The organism is Psychroserpens sp. AS72 (genome assembly GCF_038900375.1).
In the GTDB taxonomy this organism is placed as follows: domain Bacteria; phylum Bacteroidota; class Bacteroidia; order Flavobacteriales; family Flavobacteriaceae; genus Psychroserpens.
In genome coordinates this window covers 145,238-171,072 of sequence record NZ_JBBMRC010000003.1, presented here as the reverse complement: position 1 = coordinate 171,072, position 25,835 = coordinate 145,238, and the positions used below count along the sequence as shown (strand labels likewise).

The 25,835-nt window shown below is 31.0% G+C and carries 18 protein-coding genes; 2 read left to right on the top strand and 16 right to left on the bottom strand.

The annotated features are described in order from the left end of the window. Positions 1–14: 14 nt before the first annotated feature. The 3 genes from WNY78_RS06955 to WNY78_RS06945 form a co-directional block, all read right to left on the bottom strand. Entirely contained in the window at positions 15–1,907 is a 1,893-nt protein-coding gene (locus tag WNY78_RS06955; protein ID WP_342872476.1) for a nucleoside-diphosphate sugar epimerase/dehydratase, read from the bottom strand. Continuing rightward, on the bottom strand, positions 1,904–3,028 hold the full coding sequence (locus WNY78_RS06950) for a DegT/DnrJ/EryC1/StrS family aminotransferase (protein ID WP_342872475.1): 1,125 nt from the start codon (positions 3,026–3,028) through the stop codon (positions 1,904–1,906). Before WNY78_RS06950 ends, WNY78_RS06955 begins: the two co-directional genes overlap by 4 nt. 213 nt (positions 3,029–3,241) lie before the next feature. Beyond that, positions 3,242–4,249 carry a polysaccharide deacetylase gene (locus WNY78_RS06945; RefSeq protein ID WP_342872474.1) on the bottom strand — a complete coding sequence of 336 codons (1,008 nt, stop codon included), beginning with the start codon at positions 4,247–4,249 and terminating at the stop codon, positions 3,242–3,244. A 125-nt stretch (positions 4,250–4,374) separates the two neighbouring features. Between WNY78_RS06945 and WNY78_RS06940 the strand changes: the two genes are divergently transcribed. Next, a complete protein-coding gene (locus WNY78_RS06940; RefSeq protein ID WP_342872473.1) occupies positions 4,375–5,625 on the top strand; it encodes a GNAT family N-acetyltransferase in 1,251 nt (416 codons plus the stop codon). Between the two features lie 2 nt (positions 5,626–5,627). Here the strand turns inward: WNY78_RS06940 and WNY78_RS06935 are convergent, their stop codons facing one another. From WNY78_RS06935 to WNY78_RS06880, 12 genes are read right to left on the bottom strand one after another with little or no spacing between them, the layout of a single operon-like run. Beyond that, positions 5,628–6,644, bottom strand: a complete 1,017-nt coding sequence (locus WNY78_RS06935; protein ID WP_342872472.1) for an ATP-grasp domain-containing protein — start codon at positions 6,642–6,644, stop codon at positions 5,628–5,630. Further along, positions 6,634–7,272 (bottom strand): sugar transferase, encoded by a 639-nt coding sequence (locus WNY78_RS06930; protein ID WP_342872471.1) that lies wholly within the window; start codon positions 7,270–7,272, stop codon positions 6,634–6,636. The genes WNY78_RS06935 and WNY78_RS06930 overlap by 11 nt, the downstream gene beginning before the upstream one ends. Continuing rightward, the gene (locus WNY78_RS06925) at positions 7,272–8,417 is read right to left on the bottom strand and encodes a glycosyltransferase family 4 protein (protein ID WP_342872470.1); all 1,146 of its coding nucleotides are present in this window, start codon (positions 8,415–8,417) and stop codon (positions 7,272–7,274) included. Before WNY78_RS06925 ends, WNY78_RS06930 begins: the two co-directional genes overlap by 1 nt. A gap of 17 nt (positions 8,418–8,434) precedes the next feature. Continuing rightward, complete coding sequence (asnB, locus tag WNY78_RS06920; RefSeq protein WP_342872469.1) at positions 8,435–10,330, bottom strand: asparagine synthase (glutamine-hydrolyzing); 1,896 nt, start codon at positions 10,328–10,330, stop codon at positions 8,435–8,437. Position 10,331: 1 nt separating this feature from the next. Beyond that, complete coding sequence (locus WNY78_RS06915; protein ID WP_342872468.1) at positions 10,332–11,492, bottom strand: glycosyltransferase; 1,161 nt, start codon at positions 11,490–11,492, stop codon at positions 10,332–10,334. Positions 11,493–11,529: 37 nt separating this feature from the next. Further along, positions 11,530–12,744 carry a glycosyltransferase gene (locus WNY78_RS06910; protein ID WP_342872467.1) on the bottom strand — a complete coding sequence of 405 codons (1,215 nt, stop codon included), beginning with the start codon at positions 12,742–12,744 and terminating at the stop codon, positions 11,530–11,532. A gap of 7 nt (positions 12,745–12,751) precedes the next feature. Then, complete coding sequence (gene wecB, locus WNY78_RS06905; RefSeq protein ID WP_342872466.1) at positions 12,752–13,885, bottom strand: UDP-N-acetylglucosamine 2-epimerase (non-hydrolyzing); 1,134 nt, start codon at positions 13,883–13,885, stop codon at positions 12,752–12,754. 3 nt (positions 13,886–13,888) lie between these two features. Further along, positions 13,889–15,022, bottom strand: a complete 1,134-nt coding sequence (locus WNY78_RS06900; protein ID WP_342872832.1) for an NAD-dependent epimerase/dehydratase family protein — start codon at positions 15,020–15,022, stop codon at positions 13,889–13,891. Between the two features lie 4 nt (positions 15,023–15,026). Beyond that, the gene (locus WNY78_RS06895; RefSeq protein ID WP_342872465.1) at positions 15,027–15,455 is read right to left on the bottom strand and encodes a dTDP-4-dehydrorhamnose 3,5-epimerase family protein; all 429 of its coding nucleotides are present in this window, start codon (positions 15,453–15,455) and stop codon (positions 15,027–15,029) included. Then, positions 15,448–16,458, bottom strand: a complete 1,011-nt coding sequence (locus tag WNY78_RS06890) for a polysaccharide biosynthesis protein (protein WP_342872464.1) — start codon at positions 16,456–16,458, stop codon at positions 15,448–15,450. The genes WNY78_RS06895 and WNY78_RS06890 overlap by 8 nt, the downstream gene beginning before the upstream one ends. Then, on the bottom strand, positions 16,451–17,683 hold the full coding sequence (locus tag WNY78_RS06885) for an oligosaccharide flippase family protein (RefSeq protein WP_342872463.1): 1,233 nt from the start codon (positions 17,681–17,683) through the stop codon (positions 16,451–16,453). The genes WNY78_RS06890 and WNY78_RS06885 overlap by 8 nt, the downstream gene beginning before the upstream one ends. After that, positions 17,670–18,866, bottom strand: a complete 1,197-nt coding sequence (locus WNY78_RS06880; protein WP_342872462.1) for a hypothetical protein — start codon at positions 18,864–18,866, stop codon at positions 17,670–17,672. Before WNY78_RS06880 ends, WNY78_RS06885 begins: the two co-directional genes overlap by 14 nt. 540 nt (positions 18,867–19,406) lie before the next feature. On the opposite strand from WNY78_RS06880, the gene WNY78_RS06875 reads away from it, so the two are divergent. Continuing rightward, a complete protein-coding gene (locus tag WNY78_RS06875) occupies positions 19,407–25,232 on the top strand; it encodes a T9SS type A sorting domain-containing protein (protein ID WP_342872461.1) in 5,826 nt (1,941 codons plus the stop codon). Positions 25,233–25,369: 137 nt separating this feature from the next. Here the strand turns inward: WNY78_RS06875 and WNY78_RS06870 are convergent, their stop codons facing one another. Continuing rightward, positions 25,370–25,741, bottom strand: coding sequence for a hypothetical protein (locus WNY78_RS06870; RefSeq protein WP_342872460.1), 372 nt, complete (start codon positions 25,739–25,741; stop codon positions 25,370–25,372). Between the last annotated feature and the right edge of the window lie 94 nt (positions 25,742–25,835).

The following is a 25,835-nucleotide window of genomic DNA, read 5'->3' as shown; positions in this document are numbered from 1 at the left end:
TGATTTGGTTTTGCTTATTTTTTTGAGTCTAATACTTCATATTTTGAGTTATTAGAAATATATTCTGGAATGATTTCTTTGATTAATGCGACAATTTCTAAGTTTTGTGATTTTAAATTAACAGTACACAAATTTGAAATTTTATCATTAATACTAAGCGCATCAATTTCTTTTGTTCTAGCGATCATAATTTTTTCATGATATGTAGGTCTGGTATTTTCACCATCAGCTAGTAACTCTTCGTAAATTTTTTCTCCAGGTCTTAATCCCGTAATTTTAATATCAATATCTTCTGGATATCTAAGTCCAGAGAGTATAATCATGTTTTTTGCTAAGTCGTGTATTTTTACAGATTCTCCCATATCAAATACAAATATTTCTCCACCATTACCCATTGTAGCAGCTTCTAATACTAGTTGACATGCTTCGGAAATGGTCATAAAATAACGAGTAATGTCTTTATGAGTTACAGTTAAAGGGCCTCCTTGATCTATTTGCTTTTTAAATAATGGAATGACAGAACCATTTGAACCTAGCACATTTCCGAAGCGCGTAGTAATAAATTTCGTTTTGCCTTTTCCTTGTAAGCAATTTACATAAAGCTCTGCAATACGTTTTGTTGCACCCATCACATTGGTTGGATTCACCGCTTTATCTGTAGAAATAAGTACAAATTTGTTTACACCATGCTTAACCGATAAGCTTGCCATGTGACGTGTGCCTCCAATATTTACACTAACTGCTTCGTAAGGATTGTTCTCCATTAAAGGAACATGTTTATAAGCAGCTGCATGAAAAACCATATTTGGTTTGTACTGTTGAAAGAGTTTTTCCATACGTCTAAAATCTCTTACATCTGAGACTATAGCTATGAAATTTTTAATTCCATTTTGAACAAATTCTTGTTGTAATTCGTAAAGAGGAGACTCTGCAGTATCAATGAGAATTAATTTTTTATAATTATAATTTGTGGTTTTTCTTGCAATTTCACTACCAATAGAACCTGCAGCACCTGTAATTAGAATAATTTGATTATCATATTCATCTAATAGCGCAGGATTGGTAATAGAAATAGGATCTCTACCTAAAAGATCTTCAATATTTACTTCTTTAATTTGACCTACACTTAAATCACCATCAATCCAATGTTGAATAGGAGGAACAATCTTCACTTTTAAACCTAGCTCAAATAGTTGACCTGATATTTGTAAAAGTCTTGAAGACTCAATATTTTGAACAGAAATAATAACTTCTTCAATACCGTGTTTTTCAATAAAGGCAGACGTCATGTTTTCTAAACTATACACTTTTAGTGTATTTATCTTCTTACCAATTTTACGTTCGTTATCATCTATAAAACCGATAATCTCATGACTATTATTTGGATCATTAGAAATAGCATCGTACGTGATCATCCCAGCATTTCCCGCTCCAAATATTAAAACTCGTTTTTGAGTTTTAAAATCTTGCATCAATTTATTGTAAACAGATTTTATAAAAAGTTTTGAGCCAACAAGAAAAAGGATGTTAAGTAATAGATGAATATATATGATAGAACCCGAAATATTAAAAATACTCTCATAGTTCAATCTTCTGCTGAAAAAAGTAGATATAATTAAAATGGTCGCTAAAATATTAACACCAATAATAATGTTGATAACATCTTTGAAGCCTGTGAATCTAACCACACCTTTATAGGAACCAACAACAACAAAACTGATCAGTCCAGCCAAAAACACAAACGGAATTTGCTTTAACATCACCACCCAGTCAAAGTCAAAAATAAAATTAAAACGTATGACGTAAGCAACAATAAATGTAAACGCTACGATAACTAAATCGAAAAGCATTACCAGCCATTTTGAGGCATATTTATTTGATATGTCTTGTAGTAATTTTTTAATCATGCTCTAAAATACGTTTTTATTGCAGATGTTACTCTATTTAATTCATCCTCAGTTAAGTTAGAACCACTAGGCAAACATAAGCCTTTTTCAAATAAGTCATCAGAAATACCATTAAGATATTTAGGAGCATCTTTAAAAACAGGTTGCTGGTGCATTGGTTTCCAAAGAGGTCTAGTTTCAATATTTAATGCCTCTAAACTTGTTCTAATACCTTCTCTAATATCTGCGGAAGGCGTAAGCATACATGATAACCAACGGTTAGAGTGGTACCCTTCTGGTTCATCAATAAATTTTAATTCTTCTATGTTTTTAAAACTTTCTTTATAGTGTTCAAAGTTAGCTCTTCTAGCCGCTACACGATCATCAATAACTTCCATTTGGCCTCTGCCAATTCCAGCTAATACGTTTGACAGTCTGTAATTATAGCCTATAGAAGAATGTAAGTATTCTACAGCTTTGTCTCTTGATTGAGTGGCAAGAAAAACAGCTTTTTCTTTTAGTTTAATGTCTTTAGTAACTAAAGCACCACCTCCAGAAGTAGTAATAATTTTGTTGCCATTAAATGATAATACTGAGATGTCACCAAATGTACCACATTTAATAGATTTATAGGAACTTCCTAGAGCTTCAGCACTATCTTCTAAAACCGGAATATCATAAGCTTTAGCTATTTTATGAATCTCATCTACTTTATAAGGCATACCGTAGAGGTGAACAGAAATAATTGCTTTAGGTTTTTTACCTTTACTAATACGGTCTTTGATTGCTATTTCTAATTGTTCTGGACACATGTTCCAAGTTTCCTTTTCACTATCAATAAAAATAGGGGTAGCACCTTGATATACTATTGGGTTAGCAGATGCCGAAAATGTTTTACTTTGACAAATGACTTCGTCTCCCAATCCAACGTCCATCAATATAAGACCTAAATGAATTACAGCTGTACCAGAACTCAATGCAGCTACATGAATACCTTGTTTTAAGTAGTTTTGTATATCGCTTTCAAAACCATTAACATGAGGACCTAAAGGCGCAATCCAGTTTGTCTCAAAAGCATTATTTACATAAGATTGTTCTTTTCCACTCATATGCGGAGATGACAACCAAATTTTTGATTCCATAATCAATATGTTAAGTAAGTTATTAACTATTTAATAGTTATTGTCTAGCGAGGGATTTGGGTTTGAAAATTTCAAGATAAAACAGTAATTATAAGTTTTGACTTTCCAAATTCGGTTTAAAGATGCGTCATTACACTCTCATATACCAAATAAACACGATAAAAAACGCTTTTTTACGTTGATTTAATAAGGGGTTTTTACTTTAAAGTATAATTAAGCCTTGGTTGAGTCTATAATATGAGATAAACCAGTCATTGTTTCACTTTTAAATCCATACGTTTTATTCAATTCTTGGTAGGTTTTAAAAATTGCTTCAAGATTATTAAAGTTCTCATCAGTTTGAGCACCAAAATTATGAGGATGCCACCATAAATGGAACATTTCATTATGCTTAGCAGCATAAGTCATAGCTTTTTTAATTCGTCGTACTTTTAAAGGCTCTAAAAATTTTAATTTTGGTGTGTAAGTTCTCAATATTCTACTGGAAGGTAAGTTATTAACTGCTTTATTTTTATTAATCTGTTCCACTTTATAGGTGTTAGGTCCTGTTACACTAATGTAAGAGTCCAACAATCTTAACAGTTTGAAAAAATACCAGCTATGATAAAACTTGGTTGTGTGAATATTATAAATATAGGCTTTTTCTTTTCCTCTAAATGATGTTATACCATGTTTTTGACAAACTTCAAGATATGGTTGGTCTACTGCTTTATCAGCATCTATCATGTTTCTAGGAAATATAATACTTTTAAGGTCTATACCTAAAGGTGCTGCAATTTGCTTAGCTGCATTTATGTCTGCATCAAACTGCTCAACTGTTTGACCATCTTCATGGCAATAATAATGACAAAATGTATGAGTTCCTATTTCGTGATTTCTATTATCTCTTATCTCTTTTATTTTTGAAAGCGCATAATGATAAGGATCATCATGTTCATTATTACCAATATGCTCTAGAAGAGGGTATGGGTTAAATTCTTTGAGTTTATAGGTTGGTTGGTTTTTTGGGATGTGTTTAAGTAAATCTTCTTTATCTTTAGCAAATAAAAATCCAACAGTAGAAAAAGTAAGTTTTACATTATACTTATCACTCATTTCAATGAGTCTATCAACAACTTTACTTACATTAGTAAGGTTCTCTTTATAATCATCAACAGTTTTTTTATCAAAAACTCCCCAATGAATTTCATAATCTAAAGATATAACAAAGTGACCGTTCATAAGTATTATTGAAAATAGGGTCAAATGTAAATAAAAATGCAAGATTATTTAATAATTTAATTGATTAAAACGTATCAAAAATGTTACTTTTGTATTCCATTTTCAGAAGTAACTGACTATAATTAATGAAAACCAATCCTTTTACATCTTCAACATTTGAGACTATATGGTCTACCCATTTTAATCATGGAAAAAAACCATTGTCATTAGATTTTATTTGTGGAGTAAGATTTATAAAAAGATCAAGCCTAGGTGTTTATGAAAATGTTGGTGAGAATTTGACTAAAGGGATTTACTACGAGATAGATTATACCAAGGAAGATTACAAAGGAAAAACGTTTTTGATCTATGATGTTCCTTCTTATTATGAGATGGAAGCTTTTAAACCACCTTCTAACTCTTCATTACAATTAAAAACCATATTTCAGTACAACGGTTTTTTAATGGATATTTCATCTTATTCTAATCATGAAGATTATATCAATTCGCAATTTAGTTCTAAAAATAGACGAGAGTTTAGATCCAATCAAAGGCGACTTGAGCAGTGTTTTAATATTTCATACGATTTTATACATGGTGATGTAGAACAGGATGATTTTGATCTTCTTTTTCAACAATTTCATGATCTTTTAAGTAAACGCTTTGAAGATAAACAAACCAATTACCATCATCTTAGTCCAGATAAATGGAACTATTATAATGAATTGGTTATTGAAATGATCAAAGAAAAGAAAGCTTCACTGTTGGTGATTTATAATGATAAAACACCTATAGCGATTACATTGAATTTTCATGCAGATGATATTTTATATGAAGCCATCACTGTTTTTGATCCAGACTATTATAAATTTAGTATTGGTAAGACTTCAATTATTAAGTTACTCGAGTGGTGTTTTGAAAATGATTATCGTATTTCCGATTTTTCAAAAGGTGATTTTGATTATAAACATAAATGGGGAAATCTAAAATATGATTTCCATTATCATATTCTTTATGATTCTAAATCAATTAAATCTAGATTTAAAGCCTCTTATCTCGCTTTGTTTTATAAAACTAAGTTGTATTTACGAGAAAAAAATTATAATGAAGTGTACCGTAAATTAATGTTTAAAATTAAAGGCGGTAGTCAGGAACATATTGATTTATTTAAGAACATTAAATTTGAAAAATTAGACCATTTTGAGGTCAATGATTCTTATAAAGCTATAGGTTATACTGATAAAGAGTATAGTGATTATTTACCACAATGTGTTTACACATTTTTATTTGCAAATCCAGAACCTAATCAAAATATTAAGGTATATCAACATCAAGCAAATAAAAAAGAATTTGTAATTGTTGGAAGTAAAAAAGCGCAGAAAATTATTTTTGGTTAGACCTATTTTATTTCTAACATCCTATCGCATTTAGAAAACTTCTTTCCAGGCTTGTAGTTATTAAATTGATCTATCTTTGTATGACCTTTAAGCCATTCAATGTAGATGGCTGCAGTGTTAATTCCTGCTTCATGTGAGAAAGGGTAACCTCCTCCAAATCTTGGATTTAACTCAAGTAAATATAGTTCTCCATCTACATTAAACACATCGCAATCCATAGTGCCAATGTGCTTTAAATGTTCTGATATTATTTTTCCAATTTTATCAAAACGCTCATCAATTACAGAAACCGCTATATCCGTTTCTCCAGATCTCATTTTTAGTTTTTCTCGTACAAATGTTCCGTAATAATTACCTTCAAAATCATTGACGATATCCATACCATATTCTTTACCATCTAAACTTTCTTGAATAAGAATTGCATTATCAATATCATTTTCACTGGCAGTAGTTAGTATAGATTTTTTTAATTTAATATGTTGGAGTTGAAAAGTAAGTTTTAATTCTTCGGCCGATTCTGGAAAATCTATACCAATAGAAGCACTTCCCCAACGAGGTTTAACCACTAACGGATACTTCAAATTTCCGAGGTCAATAGCATTAAAAGCCGCTTCTAACGTTGTATAAGTCTTTGGCGTATTTAAGCCAATATTTTTCAGGAAATTAAATGTTTCCAATTTATCAAAAGCTATATTTATAACATGTTCACTAGATACAATTATTTTTGCTCCAGCAGCTTCTAATTCCTTTTTATGCTTTGCTAGTATAGGTAATTCTAGATCATTTAAAGACACAACAGCAGTTATATCTTGTTCTATAATCACTTTTTTTAGAGCTTCAATATAGTTGTCATCATAGATACTAGGAACCATTATAGCACGATCTGCATCAATCATAGCAGGAGCACTGAGGTTCATATCTACGGTTACTACGCAACCTTGACCTTTTAAAGCGTCTTTAAAATAATTAATCAAATAGTTGCGTCGTCCTGCACAAGTGAATAAAATATTAATTGCCATTCGTTGATTTTTGATTTGTTTCTGTTCCCATAAAATCTGGAGTTATATCATTTTCTACAGTATATATTCCTTCTTTTTTAAAAACCTTATAGACCGTTAGAAATAAAATTTTAATATCTAAAATAAATGACATGTTGTTGACATACCACACATCATATTCAAATTTTTGTTCCCAACTTATAGCATTTCTACCATTAACTTGAGCCCAACCTGTGATACCAGGTTTAATATTATGTCGTTGCTTTTGCACAGCATTATATCTTGGTAGATACTTAATAAGTAAAGGTCTAGGACCAATAATACTCATATCACCTTTAATAACGTTTAATAGTTGCGGAATTTCATCCAAAGAATATTTTCTAACAAATATTCCTGTTTTTGTTAAACGTTCTGATGGAGGAAGCAACTCACCATTGGCATCTTTTTTATCTGTCATCGTTTTAAATTTGATGATTTTAAAGATACGTTCGTTTTTTCCAGGACGTTCTTGATAAAAAAAGGCTGATCCACTATTTTTAAACATCAAAACCATCCAAGTGATGACAAAGAGTGGAAATAATAATAGAAATCCAATGCAGGCAGCAAAGGTATCAAAAAATGGTTTTATTATAGCTTTATAAACAGTCATTATTTTAAACTTTTATAATAGTTTAAAAGTTCGTTCCATACAAATTCTTGTTCGTAACGTTCTGTTATTCTTGATCTTGTATGTTTAACCATCGCTTTTCTTTTATCAGGATTATCAATCATAAACTGCATCGCTTTTTCTAAAGCGGTTTCATCTTTTACAGGTATTATGAGTCCGTTAACTTCATCCTCAACAACCTCATTACAACCATTAATATTAGAAACAATACATGGTAAACCCATACAACTACATTGTAAAACTACATTTGGAAAACCCTCTCTATAACTAGGGAAAGTTAACACCTGAGATACAGCAACATAGGGTCTAATATCTTTTTGTAAACCTACAGCTAAAATTTGTTTATTCTCTTTGATTATCGATTCAGTTTCAGGTAATAATGGATCCAAGTGATTTTCACTAGGACCAACTAATATTAGTTTACAATGAAGTGTTTTCTTTGAGAGTTTATGAAATGCATTAACTAATTCATTAACGCCTTTGTCTTTCACAATTCTACCAATAAAGATAAAGACAAGATCTTTTTCTTTTATACCTAGTTCTTGTTTGAGATCTTCTTTTTTTTCTTCGGAAACTAGACTCGTATCATAATGAGTCGTATCAATACCATTTGAGCTACCATTACCAATAACTAATAGTTTTTCTTGCTTCGTGTATTTATTATCGATGATGATTTGTTCTAAGCCAAATGAATTAGGCAAGATTTTAGTGGCACAAGCATAGGTGAATTTTTCAACTACATCAAGAAGTAAGCGTTTTTTACCTGTAGCTTCTAATAGAGGCAAACCTGCAATAGTGTGTAAACGATGAGGCACGCGAGCTAAACGAGCTGCTAACATGCCTAAAGTTCCTGCTTTTGGTGTATGCGTATGTACAATGAATGGTTTTTCGGATTTAAAAAACTTATAAAGTTTAAATGTTGCTTTTAAATCCTTGATAGGTGTTATAGTTCTTGTCATTTCAATGACATGAGTTTTAATACCTTCATTTTGCCTAACTTCTGTTAAAGGATCTCCATCACCAGAAACACCAATAACCTCGTAATGCGCACTCATAAAGCGCGATTGTCCTTTTAAGAGTGTTCTTAAAGAGGAAGGAACTGTCGTTATACGAATAAGTTTTTGCACGTAAATTATTTAGATACTTATTTTAAATAGATGTTTTTATACCATTTCTGAAAACAGAAAAACGCCCAAACCTTAAAAGTTTGATCTTGTTTACCTGTTAAATGATCATTAACGAGTTGCGTAATGTTTTTAACTTCAAAAATAGCTTGTTGTTGTAAAAACGACGTTTCAGCATAAGATAATAACTCAGCTTTTAAATTATTACGAAGCCAATCACCAACAGGAACTCCAAAACCTTGTTTTGATTTTTCAAGAAAACCTTCAGGAAATACATCTTTAAAAGCTTCTTTAAGAATATGCTTTTTACTCCATTTATGTAATAAATAATCCTCAGGTAAGGTCATTGTATATTCGTACAACTCACGATTTAAAAAAGGTGCTCTACATTCTAAAGAGTTTAACATGCTTGTTCTATCTACCTTTACAAGCATATCACCTTCTAAACTTACATGTTTGTCTATACGTCTAAAATCGTTAAGTGATTTAGGGTTGTCTATTCCTGATACATTTTTAAAATGATCAAACATTGATAGATCTTGATAATCACTATTTAATAATGTGTTGATGTCATCTGTACTAAATGCTAATGAAATAATATCCCAATAATAACCGTCTGAATAATCTATAGCTTTAATAAGTTTATTGAGTTTGTACTTAAAACCGCGACTATCATCTTTTCTACTTAATAATTTAGTACTTAAATTATTGATTGCTCCATGAATCCCTTTCGGAATTATATTTGTGTATTTGGAATTAATTTTTCCAATATAATACTTGTTATAACCACCAAATATTTCGTCTCCACCATCACCAGTTAATGCTACTTTTACACTAGATTTTGTGCGATTTGCAACTAAATAGGTTGGGAGTGAAGAGGAATCTGCAAAGGGTTCATCAAAATTATGAAGGATATCATCAATGTGATGTTTTAAATCATTTTCACTAATAATATACTCATGATGATTACTGTTTATGAGTTTTGCTACGACTTGAGATTTATCAGTCTCGTCATAAGATTTCTTTTCAAAACCAATTGAGAATGTATCAATTTTAGAATCTGTCATATCTGCTAAGCAGTAAGAAACGACAGAAGAATCTACACCTCCAGATAAAAATGTTCCTAAAGGTACATCAGATATTGATCTACTTTCTACACTTTTATAAACGCGCTCATTAACTTCCTTTTTTGCATCATCAAATGAGACATCAGTTTTTTTAGGGATTGGTAACTCATGCATGCTTTGTATCTCAAAACTGTTAGATTTTAAGTCAAAAGTCATGATGCTATTAGGTTCTAATTTATGAATCCCATCATAAATTGTATAAGGAGCAGGAATGTAGGTCAACCTAAAATAGAGATTTAATCCTTTAGTATTAATTTTTGGTTTATGATCAATACAATTAATTATAGATTTTAACTCAGAAGCCCAATAAAACGAGTCTCCTTGTTTTGTATAATATAATGGTTTTTCTCCAAAATAATCTCTTGCAATAAAGACCTTATCAATATTTTGATCATGAATACTGAGCGCAAACATACCATCAAGACGTTTAAAAGCAGCGACACCAATTTTTTCATAAAGTTTTAAAATAACTTCAGTATCACTAGTCGTTTTAAATTGTATGCCTTCGGAAATGAGCTCGTCCTTAAGTGTTTTAAAGTTGTAAATCTCACCGTTAAAAACGATGGTGATTTTTTTGTCTTCAGAAAACATTGGCTGATGTCCAGAACTTAAATCAATAATTGATAGTCGACGCATTCCCAAAGCAACAATAGATTCTTGTGAATTACTCACAGAAATACCATGGTCGTCTGGTCCACGATGAATAATCAAGTCATTCATTTTGGTTAGCGTTTCACTTATTTGCTGAACACCATTGTTTTTTGATATAATTCCGTTAATTCCGCACATACTAATTGTTCAATAATATATCTTTAACTTGATTATAGATTTTTGGCATACTATACATTTTTGCTCTTTCAAACGCCAACTCGCCATATTTTTGACGTTCTTCAGGATGGTCTAAATAATATTGAATGGCTTTAGACATTCCTAAAGCATCATTTACATTCACTAGAATCCCGTATTTAGCTTTAATAAATTCACCTTCACCGATATTGACAGGTACATTGTCATTTAGCATTTCTAAAGGACCCGAAAGGCAATTTGTTGAAATCACAGGTAAACCTACAGATAATGCTTCTAGTAATACGTTAGGAAAACCTTCAGTATCTGAAGACAAAATAAAGCAATCGTGCTCAATTAAATGCGCTTTTACATCAGTAACTTTTCCTAATTGATAAAAATTATCACTAAGACTCAATTCGTTGGCTTGGGTTCTTAACGTTTCGGTAAGTTGACCATTTCCTAAAATTGTAAAATCAAAATCTCCAATCTTAAGTAAACTCATAGCTTCTAAAATGAGTTTTTGATTTTTGGCACTATACATTGTACCAGCATTAATTAATTTAAGATGATTTGTTTCTTTAAAAGAACTCTCATCTAATCTTATAGAATCATTAGTTCCAATTGGATTATAAATGACTTCCATTGGGATTTTTACTCCAAAATTTTCTTTTAAATCTTCGTTGATATGTTCTGAGTTTGAAAACAGAGCATTGTTTCTATTATAAAATATTGGAAAAAATAACTTTGCCAATTTAAGTTGCATTTTCTGGTCTTTATACATTATTGAAGGGTAGCAACGCTCACTAATAACGGTTCTCACAGACTTGTTTGTCATGTGAATAAAACTATTTATGATATTAGGTATTGGTAGCAATGAGAATGAAATATCAATGCCTTCACTTTTAATAAATTTTTTATATTTTAAATATAAACTTGTGAAATTTCTAATTTTAAAAAGGTAAGATCGAGACTTCTTAGTATCAGGTTTTAAAATAATAAGATTGACCTCTTCAGGAATTTCATAATGAATATACTTGTAGAAAATCACTAAAGTCACTTCAAAATGGTTGATAAGTTCTGGAAGTAATAAGCTTATGAAACGTTCTGTTCCTCCCATACCATAATCTATGGTTAAAATACTAAGTTTTGGTTTAGACTGTTTCATTATTTAAGGCCCTTTTTTATAAGGTTTTGCAATTGATTTAGGATACTTTTTTTATTGATTTAAATAGGAAGCTAGTGAGCACATCATGAAAATTTCTATAATAGAAGCTTAGTTTTGAAGTTTCGTTTGCGTTTTCTTGAATGGTTTCATAAAAAGAATCATAGTTATTTATAATATATGATAGTTTATCATACATCTTTTTATTATCATCTGTTGGAACAATAAATCCATTTACACCATCTTTAATGTAAAGGTTATTATCACTCACATCTGTTACTAATACTGGTTTTCCATGATCTAAATAATCTGAAAGTTTAGTTGAAAAGCCATAATTATTTTGGAGTGTATATCCTCGTGGAATCACTAATAACTGTTGTTGGTTTAAAAAAGTTGATAATTCTAAAGCGTTTAAATTTCCGTAGAAATGGATATGTTCTTTAATATTTAAATCCTTTGCAGTTTTATCAAGTAATAGATCACGATGTTGATTCTCAATGTATCCACATAAATTGAGTGTAAAGTTGACATTGTTCTTTTTAAGCTCTCCAAGGACATTGAAAAAATTCAATAAATTTTCTTTAACAGGATGTATACTTCCAGAAAAACCTATGTTAAACGTTTCTTTTTGACTGTAAATTTCATCTGAAAATGTTTTATTTGAATTTGGGTTTGTAAGAATAGGGATTCTAATTGTAGAGGGATTAAATTTTTCGCCATATGTTTTTATAGCTGTAGAAATACAAATGAGTCCGTCGTAATAGCGAAGCAAAGACTCTAATGATGAAAATACAGTTTTATAGATGATCTTTTTAATGGCGTATTTTGGACGCTTTATGCTCGCTTTTTCATGAAATGTTGATGTGTATTTTCTAACTTCATTGAGTTCATAAAAGACATTGCATTTTTTTAAAAATTTTAAATAATAAATAGCAACAATTTCTAGATATAGTAGAGGTGAAGGGTAGAATAAAAAGGATTGTTCGTTTACCGTTTCTTTTGAAAACTTGTATAAATTTTTTACAAATTTGTAAGTTCCCATAAAGCTTTGGGTAATGGTATTATCTTTAAGTCTAAATACATTAGGATAAATCTCTATAAATGAATTTTCATGTATTGGAGAATTACTGCAAGTCATTAAATAAACAGACGTGTTTTCATTTGCAATAGCCTGCGCATAATAGCACATTCTCGTTACTCCAGCATTTTTTACTGAAAAATCAAAATTACTATATATAAAAACGCCCTTTTTCAAACTCTACTTATTTAGACCAAACAACTCTATTTACGTAATCTACATAAGAGATAATAATACGAACTACTTTCTCACTAACATTAGGCATAGAGTAGTCTGAAACCAATCTGAAATTTCTTTCAGGATTTCTTACTTGAACCTTTAAAGCAGCTAAACCTTGTAAAATACGTTCTGGTTTTAAACCCACCATCATAACTGAAGCTTCTTCCATTGCTTCAGGACGTTCATGCGCTTCTCTTATATTTAAAGCTGGGAAATTTAAGATTGATGATTCTTCTGAAATCGTTCCGCTGTCTGATAATACGGCAAAAGCATTTCTTTGTAATGCGTTATAGTCTGTAAATCCTAAAGGTTTCATAAACTTAACTTCATCTCTAACTTTTATATTTTTTGAATCAATCATTTTTCTAGTTCTAGGATGTGTAGAAACAATAATTGGAAATTTATAAGTGTCGGCAATTGTATTTAGACTTTCTATAAGAGAATTAAAGTTAACCTCACTGCTAATGTTTTCCTCTCTATGTGCAGAGACAACAAAATATTTACCATCTTCTAGACTTAGACGATCGAGTACATCTGATTTTTTAATTTTATCTAGATACTTATGTAAAACTTCAAACATTGGACTTCCTGTTTTAATAATTCTATCTGCTGGTAGTCCTTCTCTTAATAGATATTCTCTTGCAATATCACTGTATGTTAAATTAACATCTGATAAGTGATCTACAATTCTTCTATTCGTTTCTTCAGGAACACGTTGATCGAAACAACGATTTCCTGCTTCCATATGAAATACAGGTATTTTACGTTTTTTTGCTGTAATTGCTGCAAGACAACTATTAGTATCTCCTAATACTAGAAAGGCATCTGGTTGTTCTTGTTCAAGAATTGGATCTATATTAATTAAGATTTGACCAATAGTTTCGGTTGCTGAACCTTTTGCTGCATTAAGAAAATGATCTGGTTTTCTTAAACCAAGGTCATCAAAAAATATTTCATTAAGTTCATAATCATAGTTTTGACCAGTATGAACTAATTTATGATCTATGGCTTCATTTGCATCTAAGGCTAAAATCACACATGAAAGGCGAATGATTTCAGGTCGTGTACCTACTACAGTAACAATTTTTAATTTTTTCATGACTTATACGTTTTCAAAATAAGTATCTGCATCTTCTGCATTATAAGGTTCGTTTATCCAAAATAAGGTAACTAGTTCTGTATCACCTATATTTTTAATATTATGTGTATACCAAATAGGCATATCCACATAAGCTGGATGTTCACCATCCAAATAGTAATCTATAACTTCATCTGTTCCAATTTTTCTCAACTGGATTAAAGCTTTTCCGCTTATCACAGCAAATCGTTCAGCTTTTCTGGTGTGAAAATGATTTCCTCTTGTAATACCAGGAACTGTTGTTGAAAATGAAAACTGACCACTTGTATTTGTTCTAGCAATTTCTACAAAACTTCCTCGAGGATCAGTATGTTTTTGAAAAAGAACAGGGTAATGATCTTCAGGAACATAACATCTATAGGTATTAAACAATGCTTTCTCAAATGGATCTTCCAATGAAGGAAAAACACCATTCATTAAATAATTATCTTTAAATGATTTGAGCAAATTTAAGATGTGTGATACTTTGTTAGAACTTGTATGTGGAACTATGTATTCAAAACAAGAGTTGTTGAATTCATTAGTTTTAATATTATCTTTAATAACACCAATAAATGCAGAAACTAACTCATTTACATAAATTAGATTTACTTCGGAATCTACATGAACTTCAGGAACTTCATCATGAGTTAATTTATAGCAAAAGGTAGCAATAAAGGAGTTATAATTTGGTTTTCCGAACGGTCCAAATACATTCGGAATTGTTAATGATGTTATTTTTCCATTGGATTGTGAGGCCCATTTTTCTAGTAAAGCTTTACCTTCTTTTTTTGATTTGCCATAGAGGTTATCTTTTAACTCTTGAGTAGATGAAGAAAAGATGATGTGAGGTGTTGAATTTGTTTTTTCACAAGCATCTATAAGTTTTGTTACTAGTACAACATTAGTATCATAAATGACTTGTTGATCTTCATGTCTATTCATAGCAGCTAGATGAACAATAATATCACAACTTGAAACAAATGTTTGAAGTGCATTTTCTTCTTCAAAGAAATGTCTTTCAAAATTAACTAATTCAACGGTGTCGTCAAGACTCAATGTCGTATAGAGATGATTTCCTATAAAACCGTTTTGACCTGTAATTCCAATTTTCATTATGTTATTATTTTATTGTCCATTTATTAGAATCAAATCTAATATCGTCAAGTTTTGATGCTTCTAAATCAAAATTAGAAAAGACCATTAACTTAGATTTCTTGGCTAAAGATTTGAATCCGTTTGCATAACCACCTGGTACGAAAAGGACTTGAGGTGTTTCTGAATTTAATTCGAAAGTATGCACTCTTAAATTTTCCGAAGGATTTTTAAAAGAGTCTAACTTGACTAAATTAATTTTAAATGACCCTTTTGTACAGTAGAACCATTTACATTCTTCTTTATGTGCTTGCCAAGCTCTAATAATTGTAGTGTCTTTTGGTGAGATTTCATAAAAACGAACAATAGGTTTTAATGAAAAATTATTAACAAATGCCATAGAACCACGATCATCAGAAAATAGGTTGCCTTCTATTATTTGATGTTCATTACTCATTTAAACTATCTTTAATGAATTCTAGATTCATAAGCGTGTTTTTTAGAGCATCTTTAGTTAACTGAGTTGTATTATGAGAGTGATAATCCTCAATAGTACTAATATCTTTTTCACCTTCAGAAAAATAACGACTGTAGTTTAAATCTCTATTGTCGGCAGGTATTCTGTAAAAATCACCCATATCTTCAGCTTTTTGCATTTCTTCACGAGTACAAAGCGTTTCATATAATTTTTCTCCGTGTCTAGTTCCAATGATTTTAATATCATTTTGACCATTAAAAATATCGCGAATAGATGCTGCTAAATCTCCAATCGTACTTGCAGGTGCTTTATTAACAAATAAGTCTCCTTGATGTCCGTTTTTAAAAGCAAAAAGAACTAAATCAACAGCGTCTTCTAATGACATTAAAAATCGTGTCATGTTAGGATCAGTGATTGTTAATGGCGAATTTTCTTTTATTTGTTTGACAAAAAGAGGAATAACAGATCCTCGAGAGGCCATGACATTTCCATATCTTGTTAAACATACTGTAGTTCTATCTTGATTGATATTTCTAGAAGCTGCGATTGCAACTTTCTCCATTAAAGCTTTACTAATACCCATGGCATTGATAGGGTAAGCTGCTTTATCTGTACTTAAACAAATTATTTTTTCAACATTGTTTTTAATTGCTGCATCAATAGTATTCTGAGTTCCAAAAACATTTGTTTTAGTTGCTTCAATAGGAAAGAATTCACAAGAAGGAACTTGTTTTAAGGCAGCAGCATGGAAAACGTAATCTACACCATTCATAGCTCTATCTATACTGCTAAAATCTCTTACATCACCAATGTAAAACTTAACTTTGTCATTTTGAAGACGATTTCTCATATCATCTTGCTTTTTTTCGTCCCTACTAAATATTCGAATTTCTTTGATATCAGTATTCAAAAACCGGTTTAAAACGACATTACCAAACGATCCTGTTCCTCCAGTAATTAAAAGGGTTTTTCCTTTAAACATATTTATTTTTTTTTGTGAATTTGGTATAATAATAGTACATCATGAATAGATAAGTTCCGCTTGCTAATATTTTAGTGATTATTGCTCCATTAACACCAAAATATTTAACGAGCATTGTATATCCTAAAACATTTACAATTCCTACTACAAATGCAGAATTCCTTAATAATTTACCTTTGCCTTTGGCGCCTAAAAATCTGTTTATCAGATCTCCTAAGCCATGCAATAAAAAACTTAAAATAATTATTTTTGAAATTTCTATTGCAGGAGAAAAGTCATCAGAATAAAACAATAGAAATACTTTTTCTATAAAAAGATAAAATATTATCATAGCTAAAACTGTGGCTAAAATAGAAAAAATGAAAACCTTTTTAGGTATAAAATCGAAGTTTGTGAATTTTTTGAAAAAAACGGTTCCTAAAACAGATGGAACTATCATTATTGGTGAACAAATAGTCATTGCTAATGTAAAAAAGCCTACCTGTGTATTGTCAATATAATAAGATAAAGAAAATCCAACGATATGAGCAGTTGCAACTCCTGCTAAACTACCATAGTAAATAGGTCTTCCGTTTGTATTGTTTTCATGAATAACATCTTTAAAAAGACTCTTTGTAATATTAAACTTTGGCTTTAATTTATAGATAATTACAATCATGTAAAGCAACTGAAGCCCGTAAAAAAGTAATAGAATATCTTCTAAATAAAGAGCGTTATTTAAATTAAAAAAGTAGGCTAAAATCAAATACACAATAGCAGGAATAGTTGAAAGAAATGAAAGCGTATAAATTTTATTTAAACCTTTCAGTATTTCAGCTAAAGCTATAGTGCCAATTATAGCGAATATTAAAAACGAATATTTTCTAAAAATAAATCCTAAATTATTTGAAAACCAAATAGGTTCTAAATAAGAAAATATTATTAATAAAATGACACCAATAATACCTGCTACGGCTAATGATATCACAAAGAAGCCAATGAGATTTTGTTTGTAAGAATTATTTTTAGCTATGGCAAGCATTCTAGTAATTGAAATAAATACACCTATCGATACAAGTCCAGCTAAAAATCGAAAAACAGTTTCAATAAACTTGAAATCACCAAAAGCTTCTTTACCAAGAACACTAGTGTTAAAAACGCTTATGGCAAAACCTAAGCCCATACCAATAAAGGATGAACCATATAATGTTAAAGTTTTATTTATTGTGTCTCTATCTATATTCACTTCGTATACTGTATTTATATAAAAGGCGACCTTGAATAACGCATATAATAAAAAAGAAAAAATCTACTGACATTGTAGAATATATAGCTAAACCAGCACAAGCAAGCGTCCAAACAATTAATATAAAAGCTTCAACTCTAGTTTCATAATCTTGATCTTTTGCAATAAATAATTTAAAAGGAATAACAGCTGTCAAATAAAAATACATAATAGCTGGAATTAAACCAGCCCACCATATTAATAAAATCCATTGATTATCAAGATAAGAATAGGGTTGTCCATCAAAGCTCCAAGTTGCGTGAAAACCTGATCCAACAATTAGATCATAGAAATTTACTTGGCTCAAAAATTCAATTATTTGATTGGTTCGAGTATCATTTGTACCTCTTTTAAGTAATAATTCATAAGAAGCACTAAAGGCTTCTGTATTAAATAATATATATATAAAGAGTAATCCTATTATCGATCCGCCAATTATATAATAGGTCTTTTTTTTAGTATGGAGAAAATCAAATATAAGAACGAGAAAATAAATTAATAAAAAAGATCTTGTTTGAGTGATAAGTGCTGTGGATATTCCTATAAAGATGGCGTAAAATCTAAAGGCAGCTAGCTTTTTATCGTTTTTTAAAATTAAAAAAACAAATGGAGCTATCCATACTAAGCTAGTGGCATAAACTCGATATTTAGCTAATGCTTGTCCTCTAAATAAACCAATTCCGTATTCTTTTAAGTTATAAAAAACAAAAAGTGATATGACAACTACTGAAAGAATTAAGAACTTTTTAAATAGTTTATATCTATAATCATCAAAACTTAAAAAAATCAAACCCAATGCAAGCCAAGGGCCAATTCCTTTGGTATCCATTAGACCAGTAAAATCAGTTAATCCTGGACCAGTTAGTATATAATTGATGCTTATATACCCAACAATCAAAATGTAAGCTATGAAAATGTTAGGTAAGTAGTTCTCTTTATTGTCAACTATATTAAGAATAACCGCAATAAAAATAAAAATCACAGAAAATGATCTTAAATACTTTTCAGACCCTAATGAGAGTATACCGTAGGTCAATTCATTATATACACGTTCTTGTGCAAAATATATGAAAAACAGACTCAAACTTAATCCTATAATAAATATGTAAGTTATAGTCTTATTTATATTGAAAGTATTACCCAATTTGATTTAATAAGTTAGTACGTTGATTTCTGCTTATGTTAATTCAATATAAACACATCCTTAAGTTGAGTTCAAAGATGTAACATTGAAATGATATTAAGCAATAAATTTGTTGAAATTGTTGTTTTCTACGATTATCCATTAAGATTTTATACTTCAATATTCTTTTTTAAATACCCATTCTTTATAGTGTTTTTAAGTTTTAAGTTCTTGAAAATTAAAGTTCAATAATTTATTAAAGAATTCTCTTTCATAGAAATATTACTACAAATTAGTCTCATATGTATTAATTTATTGTAAGAATTTCGGAAGTTTCTGTTAAAGTTTAATCGATGTAATCCATTTTTCATCGAGCAACGTACCTATTGTATTGTTTTATTCTTGTAGTTAAATCATTACTATTTTAAGCGTATTTTTTGAATAAGTAGGAATTTTACTTCTTAATATTGCATGTTGTCGAATAATTAATACTTTTAGCGAATAAATCTAATATATTTTTATAGATTGGCTCCATATTAAAGTCCCAAAACTTAATAGCAGATGAATCCCCAAAATAATCAATTGCCTACCTACGGCATTACACTATTATTATGCAAGAAAATTATATGTTTACTCATTCTATTTTCAAGTACTGTAGTTTTTTCTCAAGATAATCAACAGTTAGCATTTCCTACAGCAACTGGAGCTGCAGCATATACCACAGGAGGTAGAGGTAGTACAGTATACAAGGTAACTAACTTAAATAATAGTGGTACAGGTAGTTTTAGAGACGCTGTTAGTGTTTCAAACAGAATTATAATATTTGAAGTAAGTGGAACTATAGAATTAACAAGTAATTTATCAATAACGAGAGATAATTTAACTATAGCTGGACAATCTGCACCAGAAGGAGGTATAACAATAACTGGTAAGCCAGTTTATTTTCAAAACACAAATAATATTATTTTAAGATATATAAGATTTAGGCCAGATTTTAATTCTAGTGGAAATGTTGATGCATTAAACGCTTACAATTGTTCTAATATTATTATAGATCATTGCTCAATTTCTTGGAGTGGAGATGAAGCTATTAGCTTAATTGGTAATTCCTCTAATGTTACACTTCAAAACTGTATAATGGGAGAAAGTTCAACTGGAATGTTAGCTGGAGATAGTAATAACCCAACGTCAAATAATTTTAGTATCGTTGGTAATTTATGGTATAACATAAGTCATAGATTTCCAAATGTTAATGCGCTTAGAACAGATGTTATTAATAATGTAGTTCATAATTGGTATACACGATTAATGGTTGTCTCTGCACATGATAACACATATTTAAATGAAATAAATAATTATTATCAAGCAGGTACTAAAACAGGAGAACCTAGAAGTCCTAATTGGTCAGTAAATTGGTTAGATGTAGGTAGTGCAAGTCAAAGAGACAATATAAGAATTTATACAAATGGTAATGTATATCCGTCTTTTTTAACTGAAGAAGAAGAAGATTGGAGTTTATATGTTCATAGGTTTAATATAAATAGTGGTCAGTATGCAGGAACTGATCAATGGGATGATGGTGATACAGATTTTAATTTACAAACCTCATTAGACCTTTTAGGTCAAGCACCTTCTATTACAACAGCAAATGAAGCACTTATAAACGTGCCTATAAATGCAGGAGCAAATAAATATTTAGATGGAAACGGTAATTCATTTACATATAGAGATGATATTGATGAAACATACGTTACTAATGTAGCAAACGGAACATCAGAGCCTTATTCATATCCACCAACAAATATTGTTAACAAAGAAAGTTATGTGAATTTTCATAACTCAGTGAGTAGTACACCTATGAATTCACATGCATCAGATTTTTATTCTAGTCTCGATGGAATTCCAAATTCTTGGAAAGAATTAAAAAACCTAGATTTAAATACAGATTATTCAACTTTTGAATGGCCAAGTGGATACATTGGTATTGAAGAATATTTAAATGAAGTTGATTCACCAGAAACAGCTGCAAATCAAGTTGCTTTAGTTTCAGATGTTACTAATAACACACTTTGTGAAGGTGAAAGCACAATTTTAACTGCTTCTGGAGCAGTTTCTTATGTTTGGAATACAGGAGAAACAGCTACTACATTAGAAGTTATGCCAGATGTTACTACAACATATACTGTTACAGGAACGCATTCAGACGGAAGTTCAACACAAGCTGAAATCACAATTACTGTAAATCAAACGCCTACAGCAAATGCAGGAGAAGATACAGAAACCTGCTTAGGAACACCAGTGACGCTAACAGCAACTGGAGGATCCTCTTATCAATGGAGTAATGGAGGAACATCTGCGTCAATTACAGTCAATCCAAATACAACAACAACATATACAGTTGAAGTTTTTGAAAACAATTGCTCAAGTACTGATGAAATTACAGTTACTGTAAATGAAATCCCAGATGTAGAAGCAGGAGATGATCAAACAATTTTTGAAGGAGAAAGTGCAACTTTAACAGCAACAGGAGCAGATTCTTATGTTTGGAGTACAGGAGAAACTACAGAAAGTATTACTGTAAACCCATTATTAGATACTTCATATTTTGTAACTGGTACAACTAACAATTGTGAAAACACAGATTCTGTTACCGTTTTTTTGCTAGATGACAGTGTCAATGCCAATGCTGGAGCAGACACTGAGATTTGTATAGGTGAATCTACAACATTAACAGCAACAGGAGGAACAACCTATGTATGGAATACAGGAGAAACAACAGCATCTATAGAAGTCTCTCCAACAGAAATTACTACATATACAGTAACAGCTTATAGTGCTTCTGGTGCTAACTTTGAAGACGATAGTGTCATCGTAACAGTTAACCAATTGCCAATTGCAGATGCAGGTGAAGATGTTGAAATTTGCTTCGGAAATGTAACTACTTTAACAGCTTCTGGCGGAACATCATACCTATGGAGCACAGGAGAAACAACAGATACTATTTCAGTAAATCCAGATACAACAACAACATATTCTGTAGAAGTAACTTCTAATAACTGTTCAAGTACAGATGAAGTTACTGTAATAGTAAACGATTTACCAGAAACTAATGCAGGAAATGATATCTCAATCTTTGATGGTGCTTCTACCACATTAACAGCATCTGGTGCAGATTCTTATGTTTGGAGTACAGGAGAAACTACAGAAAGTATCACAGTTAGTCCAACAAATACAACAATATATTCAGTTACAGGTACAAGTGTTCAAGGCTGTGAATTTGTAGATACTGTAATTGTCACAATACTCTCAGATGATGTTACAGCAAATGCTGGAGACGATACAATAATTTGTAATGGAGAAAGTACAACACTTACAGCTTCTGGAGGAACAACTTATTTATGGAGTACAGGAGAAACAACAGCTTCTATTGAAGTGTCACCAACTACAACAACAACGTATACGGTTACAGCGTATAGTATGTCTGGAAATAATTCTGATGAGGATAGTGCTATCGTAACAGTTAACCAATTACCAATTGCAGATGCAGGTGAAGATGTTGAAATTTGCTTCGGAAATGTAACTACTTTAACAGCTTCTGGCGGAACATCATACCTTTGGAGCACAGGAGAAACAACACAAACGATTTCAGTAAATCCAACTGAAAATACAATTTATACTGTAGAAGTTTTTGAAAACAATTGTTCAAGTATAGATCAAACTCAAGTTACTGTAAACGCATTACCAAACACTAATGCTGGAACTAATGTTACTATAACAGAAGGTGAGTCAACTACATTAACAGCATCTGGAGCAGATTCTTATGTATGGAGTACAGGAGAAACGACAACTAGTATCACAGTGAGTCCTGCAACGACAACAACATACTCTGTAGTTGGAACAGCTGCTAATGGATGTCAATCTAGTGATGACGTTATCGTTTCTGTAGGTGTAGAAGCAATTAATGCCAATGCAGGAGCAGATGTAACAATTTGTGATGGAGAAATGACAACACTTACGGCAACTGGAGGTTCAACTTATCTTTGGGATACTGGAGAAACTACAGCAAGTATTACTGTAAACCCTAATCAAACAACAGAGTATACTGTAACAGTTTTTAATGAAGCGCAAACGGCTTCAGACAATGATAGTGTTATTGTTTTAGTAAATCCATTACCAGAAACTAACGCAGGAAATGATGTTACAATTTTTGAAGGTGATGCTACAACATTAACAGCTTCTGGAGCAGATTCTTATGTTTGGAGTACAGGAGAAACAACAACTAGTATTTCTGTAAGTCCAACAAGTACAACAACATATACAGTAACAGGAATCTCTAATGGATGCGAATCTAGTGATGACGTTATCGTTTCCGTAGAAACAGAAAATATAAACGCAAATGCAGGAGCAGATGTAACAATTTGTGATGGAGAAATGACAACACTTACAGCAACTGGAGGTTCAACTTATCTTTGGGATACTGGAGAAACTACAGCAAGTATTACTGTAAACCCAAATCAAACAACAGAGTATACTGTAACAGTTTTTAATGAAGCGCAAACGGCTTCAGACAATGATAGTGTTACTGTTTTAGTAAACCCATTACCAGAAACTAACGCAGGAAATGATGTTACAATTTTTGAAGGTGATGCTACAACATTAACAGCTTCTGGAGCAGATTCTTATGTTTGGAGTACAGGAGAAACAACAACTAGTATTTCTGTAAGTCCAACAAGTACAACAACGTATTCAGTAATAGGAGTCTCTAATGGATGCGAATCTAGTGATGACGTTATCGTTTCCGTAGAAACAGAAAATATAAACGCAAATGCAGGAGCAGATGTTGCAATTTGTAATGGAGAAAGTACAATACTTACAGCTTCAGGAGGTGTAACATATCTATGGAATACTGGTGAAACTACAGCAACAATAGAAGTGTCACCAATAGCGACTACAACATATACCGTTACTGCATTTAGTGCAAATGGAAGTGAGTCTAATGATGATAGTGTTACCGTTACAGTTAATGATATTCCAGTAGCTGATGCAGGAAATGATGTTACAATTTGCTTCGGAAATGAAACAACATTAACAGCTTCGGGAGGTTCAACTTACCTTTGGAGTACAGGAGAAACAACTCAAAATATTACGGTAAATCCGAATAGTACAACAACGTATATTGTAGAAGTATTTACAAATAATTGTTCGAGTACAGACGACGTCATTATTACTGTAAATGATTTACCCCAAACTAATGCAGGAGCTGATATTACAATTGTAGAAGGTGATTCTACCACATTAACAGCAACAGGAGCAGAGTCTTATGTTTGGAGTACTGGAGAAACGACTTCGAGTATTTCTGTTAATCCTTTAATTACTACAACATATACTGTTTCTGGTATATCTAATGGATGTGAAACTATAGATGATGTCATTGTTATTGTAGAGCCTTTTGTGTTTACAGCGAGTGCTGGTGCAGATCAAACAATTTGTCAAGGTTACGAAACAACCCTTACAGCTAGTGAAGGTGATAGTTATTTATGGAGTACAGGTGAAACCACTCAAAGTATAACTGTTAATCCTTCAAATACACAAACGTATACGGTTACTGTTTTTGAAGGTGATTATCAAGCTGATGCTGAGGTTCAAGTTGGAGTGAATCCAAATCCAAATGTTGTTATCACAAATGGAAACGATGTAATGATTTTAGAAGGAGAGTTTATAACACTCTCTGCATCTGGTGCAAACACGTATGCTTGGAACAATGGAGCAACGCAACCAAACATTGCTGTGAGTCCGTCAATTACCACAACATATGAAGTCACTGGATTTATTAATAATTGTGAAGATACCACAGCTGTTCTTGTTAATGTTCTAGAAATAGTAGAAGCAGATGCAGGTGAGGATTTAATTATTTGTAATGAAGAAATAGTAACACTTACTGCAACTGGAGGCGATGAATATTTATGGAGTAACGGAGAAACTACACAAAGTATAGAAGTATCTCCAGATGTTGATACAGAATATTCTGTTTTGGTTTATAATGCTTTAGATAGTGATGAAGATACAGTTATGGTTTTCGTTGAAGAATGTAGTACTATAGAAAACCCGGTTGAAAGTGAAGAATTTGGCTTCTTGATTTACCAAGATCCAACAACAGATATATTAAAAGTTAGAATAGATGGTTTACAATCTGTAACTGCTACCGGATTCTCAATTTATAGTATAGGAGGAAAAATAATATATACAGAATCTTTTAATCAAAATGAGATGCAAGACTTGTCTCAAATGACAAGAGAATTAGATGTCTCAACCTATTCTAGAGGAATATATATTGTAAAATTAGATTATAATGACACAAGTGTATTAAAGAAAACAGCAATAAAATAAAATAGAGTTAGTTGAATTGAAGTTAAGACCATTGTTATCAATTAATATGATAGCAATGGTTTTTTATTATAAAATGCTTTGGTATTATAATAATCACAAAATTTATAGAACAATAACACTGGATTAAATAAGGTTTCCTATTTGATCAAAATAGATTGTATGGTTGCACTAGAATCACAATTCTTAACCCAAAGTTCAACGTCTTTATCATCAATTTCATTTTCTAATAGATAAATTTTACACGAATCGACTTTGGTATTACTTTTAGAAAAGTTGACACTACTTGTTTTTATTAAATTTGAAACAGCAAGCGAATCTAAACTATAATTTTGCATAGCAAGTTTAGTGTCTTCAGAATAAAACCGTTCTTTTATAGAAATATTCTTAATTGTTCTTGCATTAGGACCATAAGCGCAAGATGTTTTTTTTCCTCCTAAAAAAAAGGCTAATAGAACTAAGCCTATTGAGAATCCTCCCAAATAGTAACCTATTCGATGTAATAATTTCATGTGTATTCTTTATTAATTTTTAACAGTCACATGTTGTTCGGAATAAATTATTATCATAGATAACAACAATTTATTCATGCTCGTTTCACGTGTA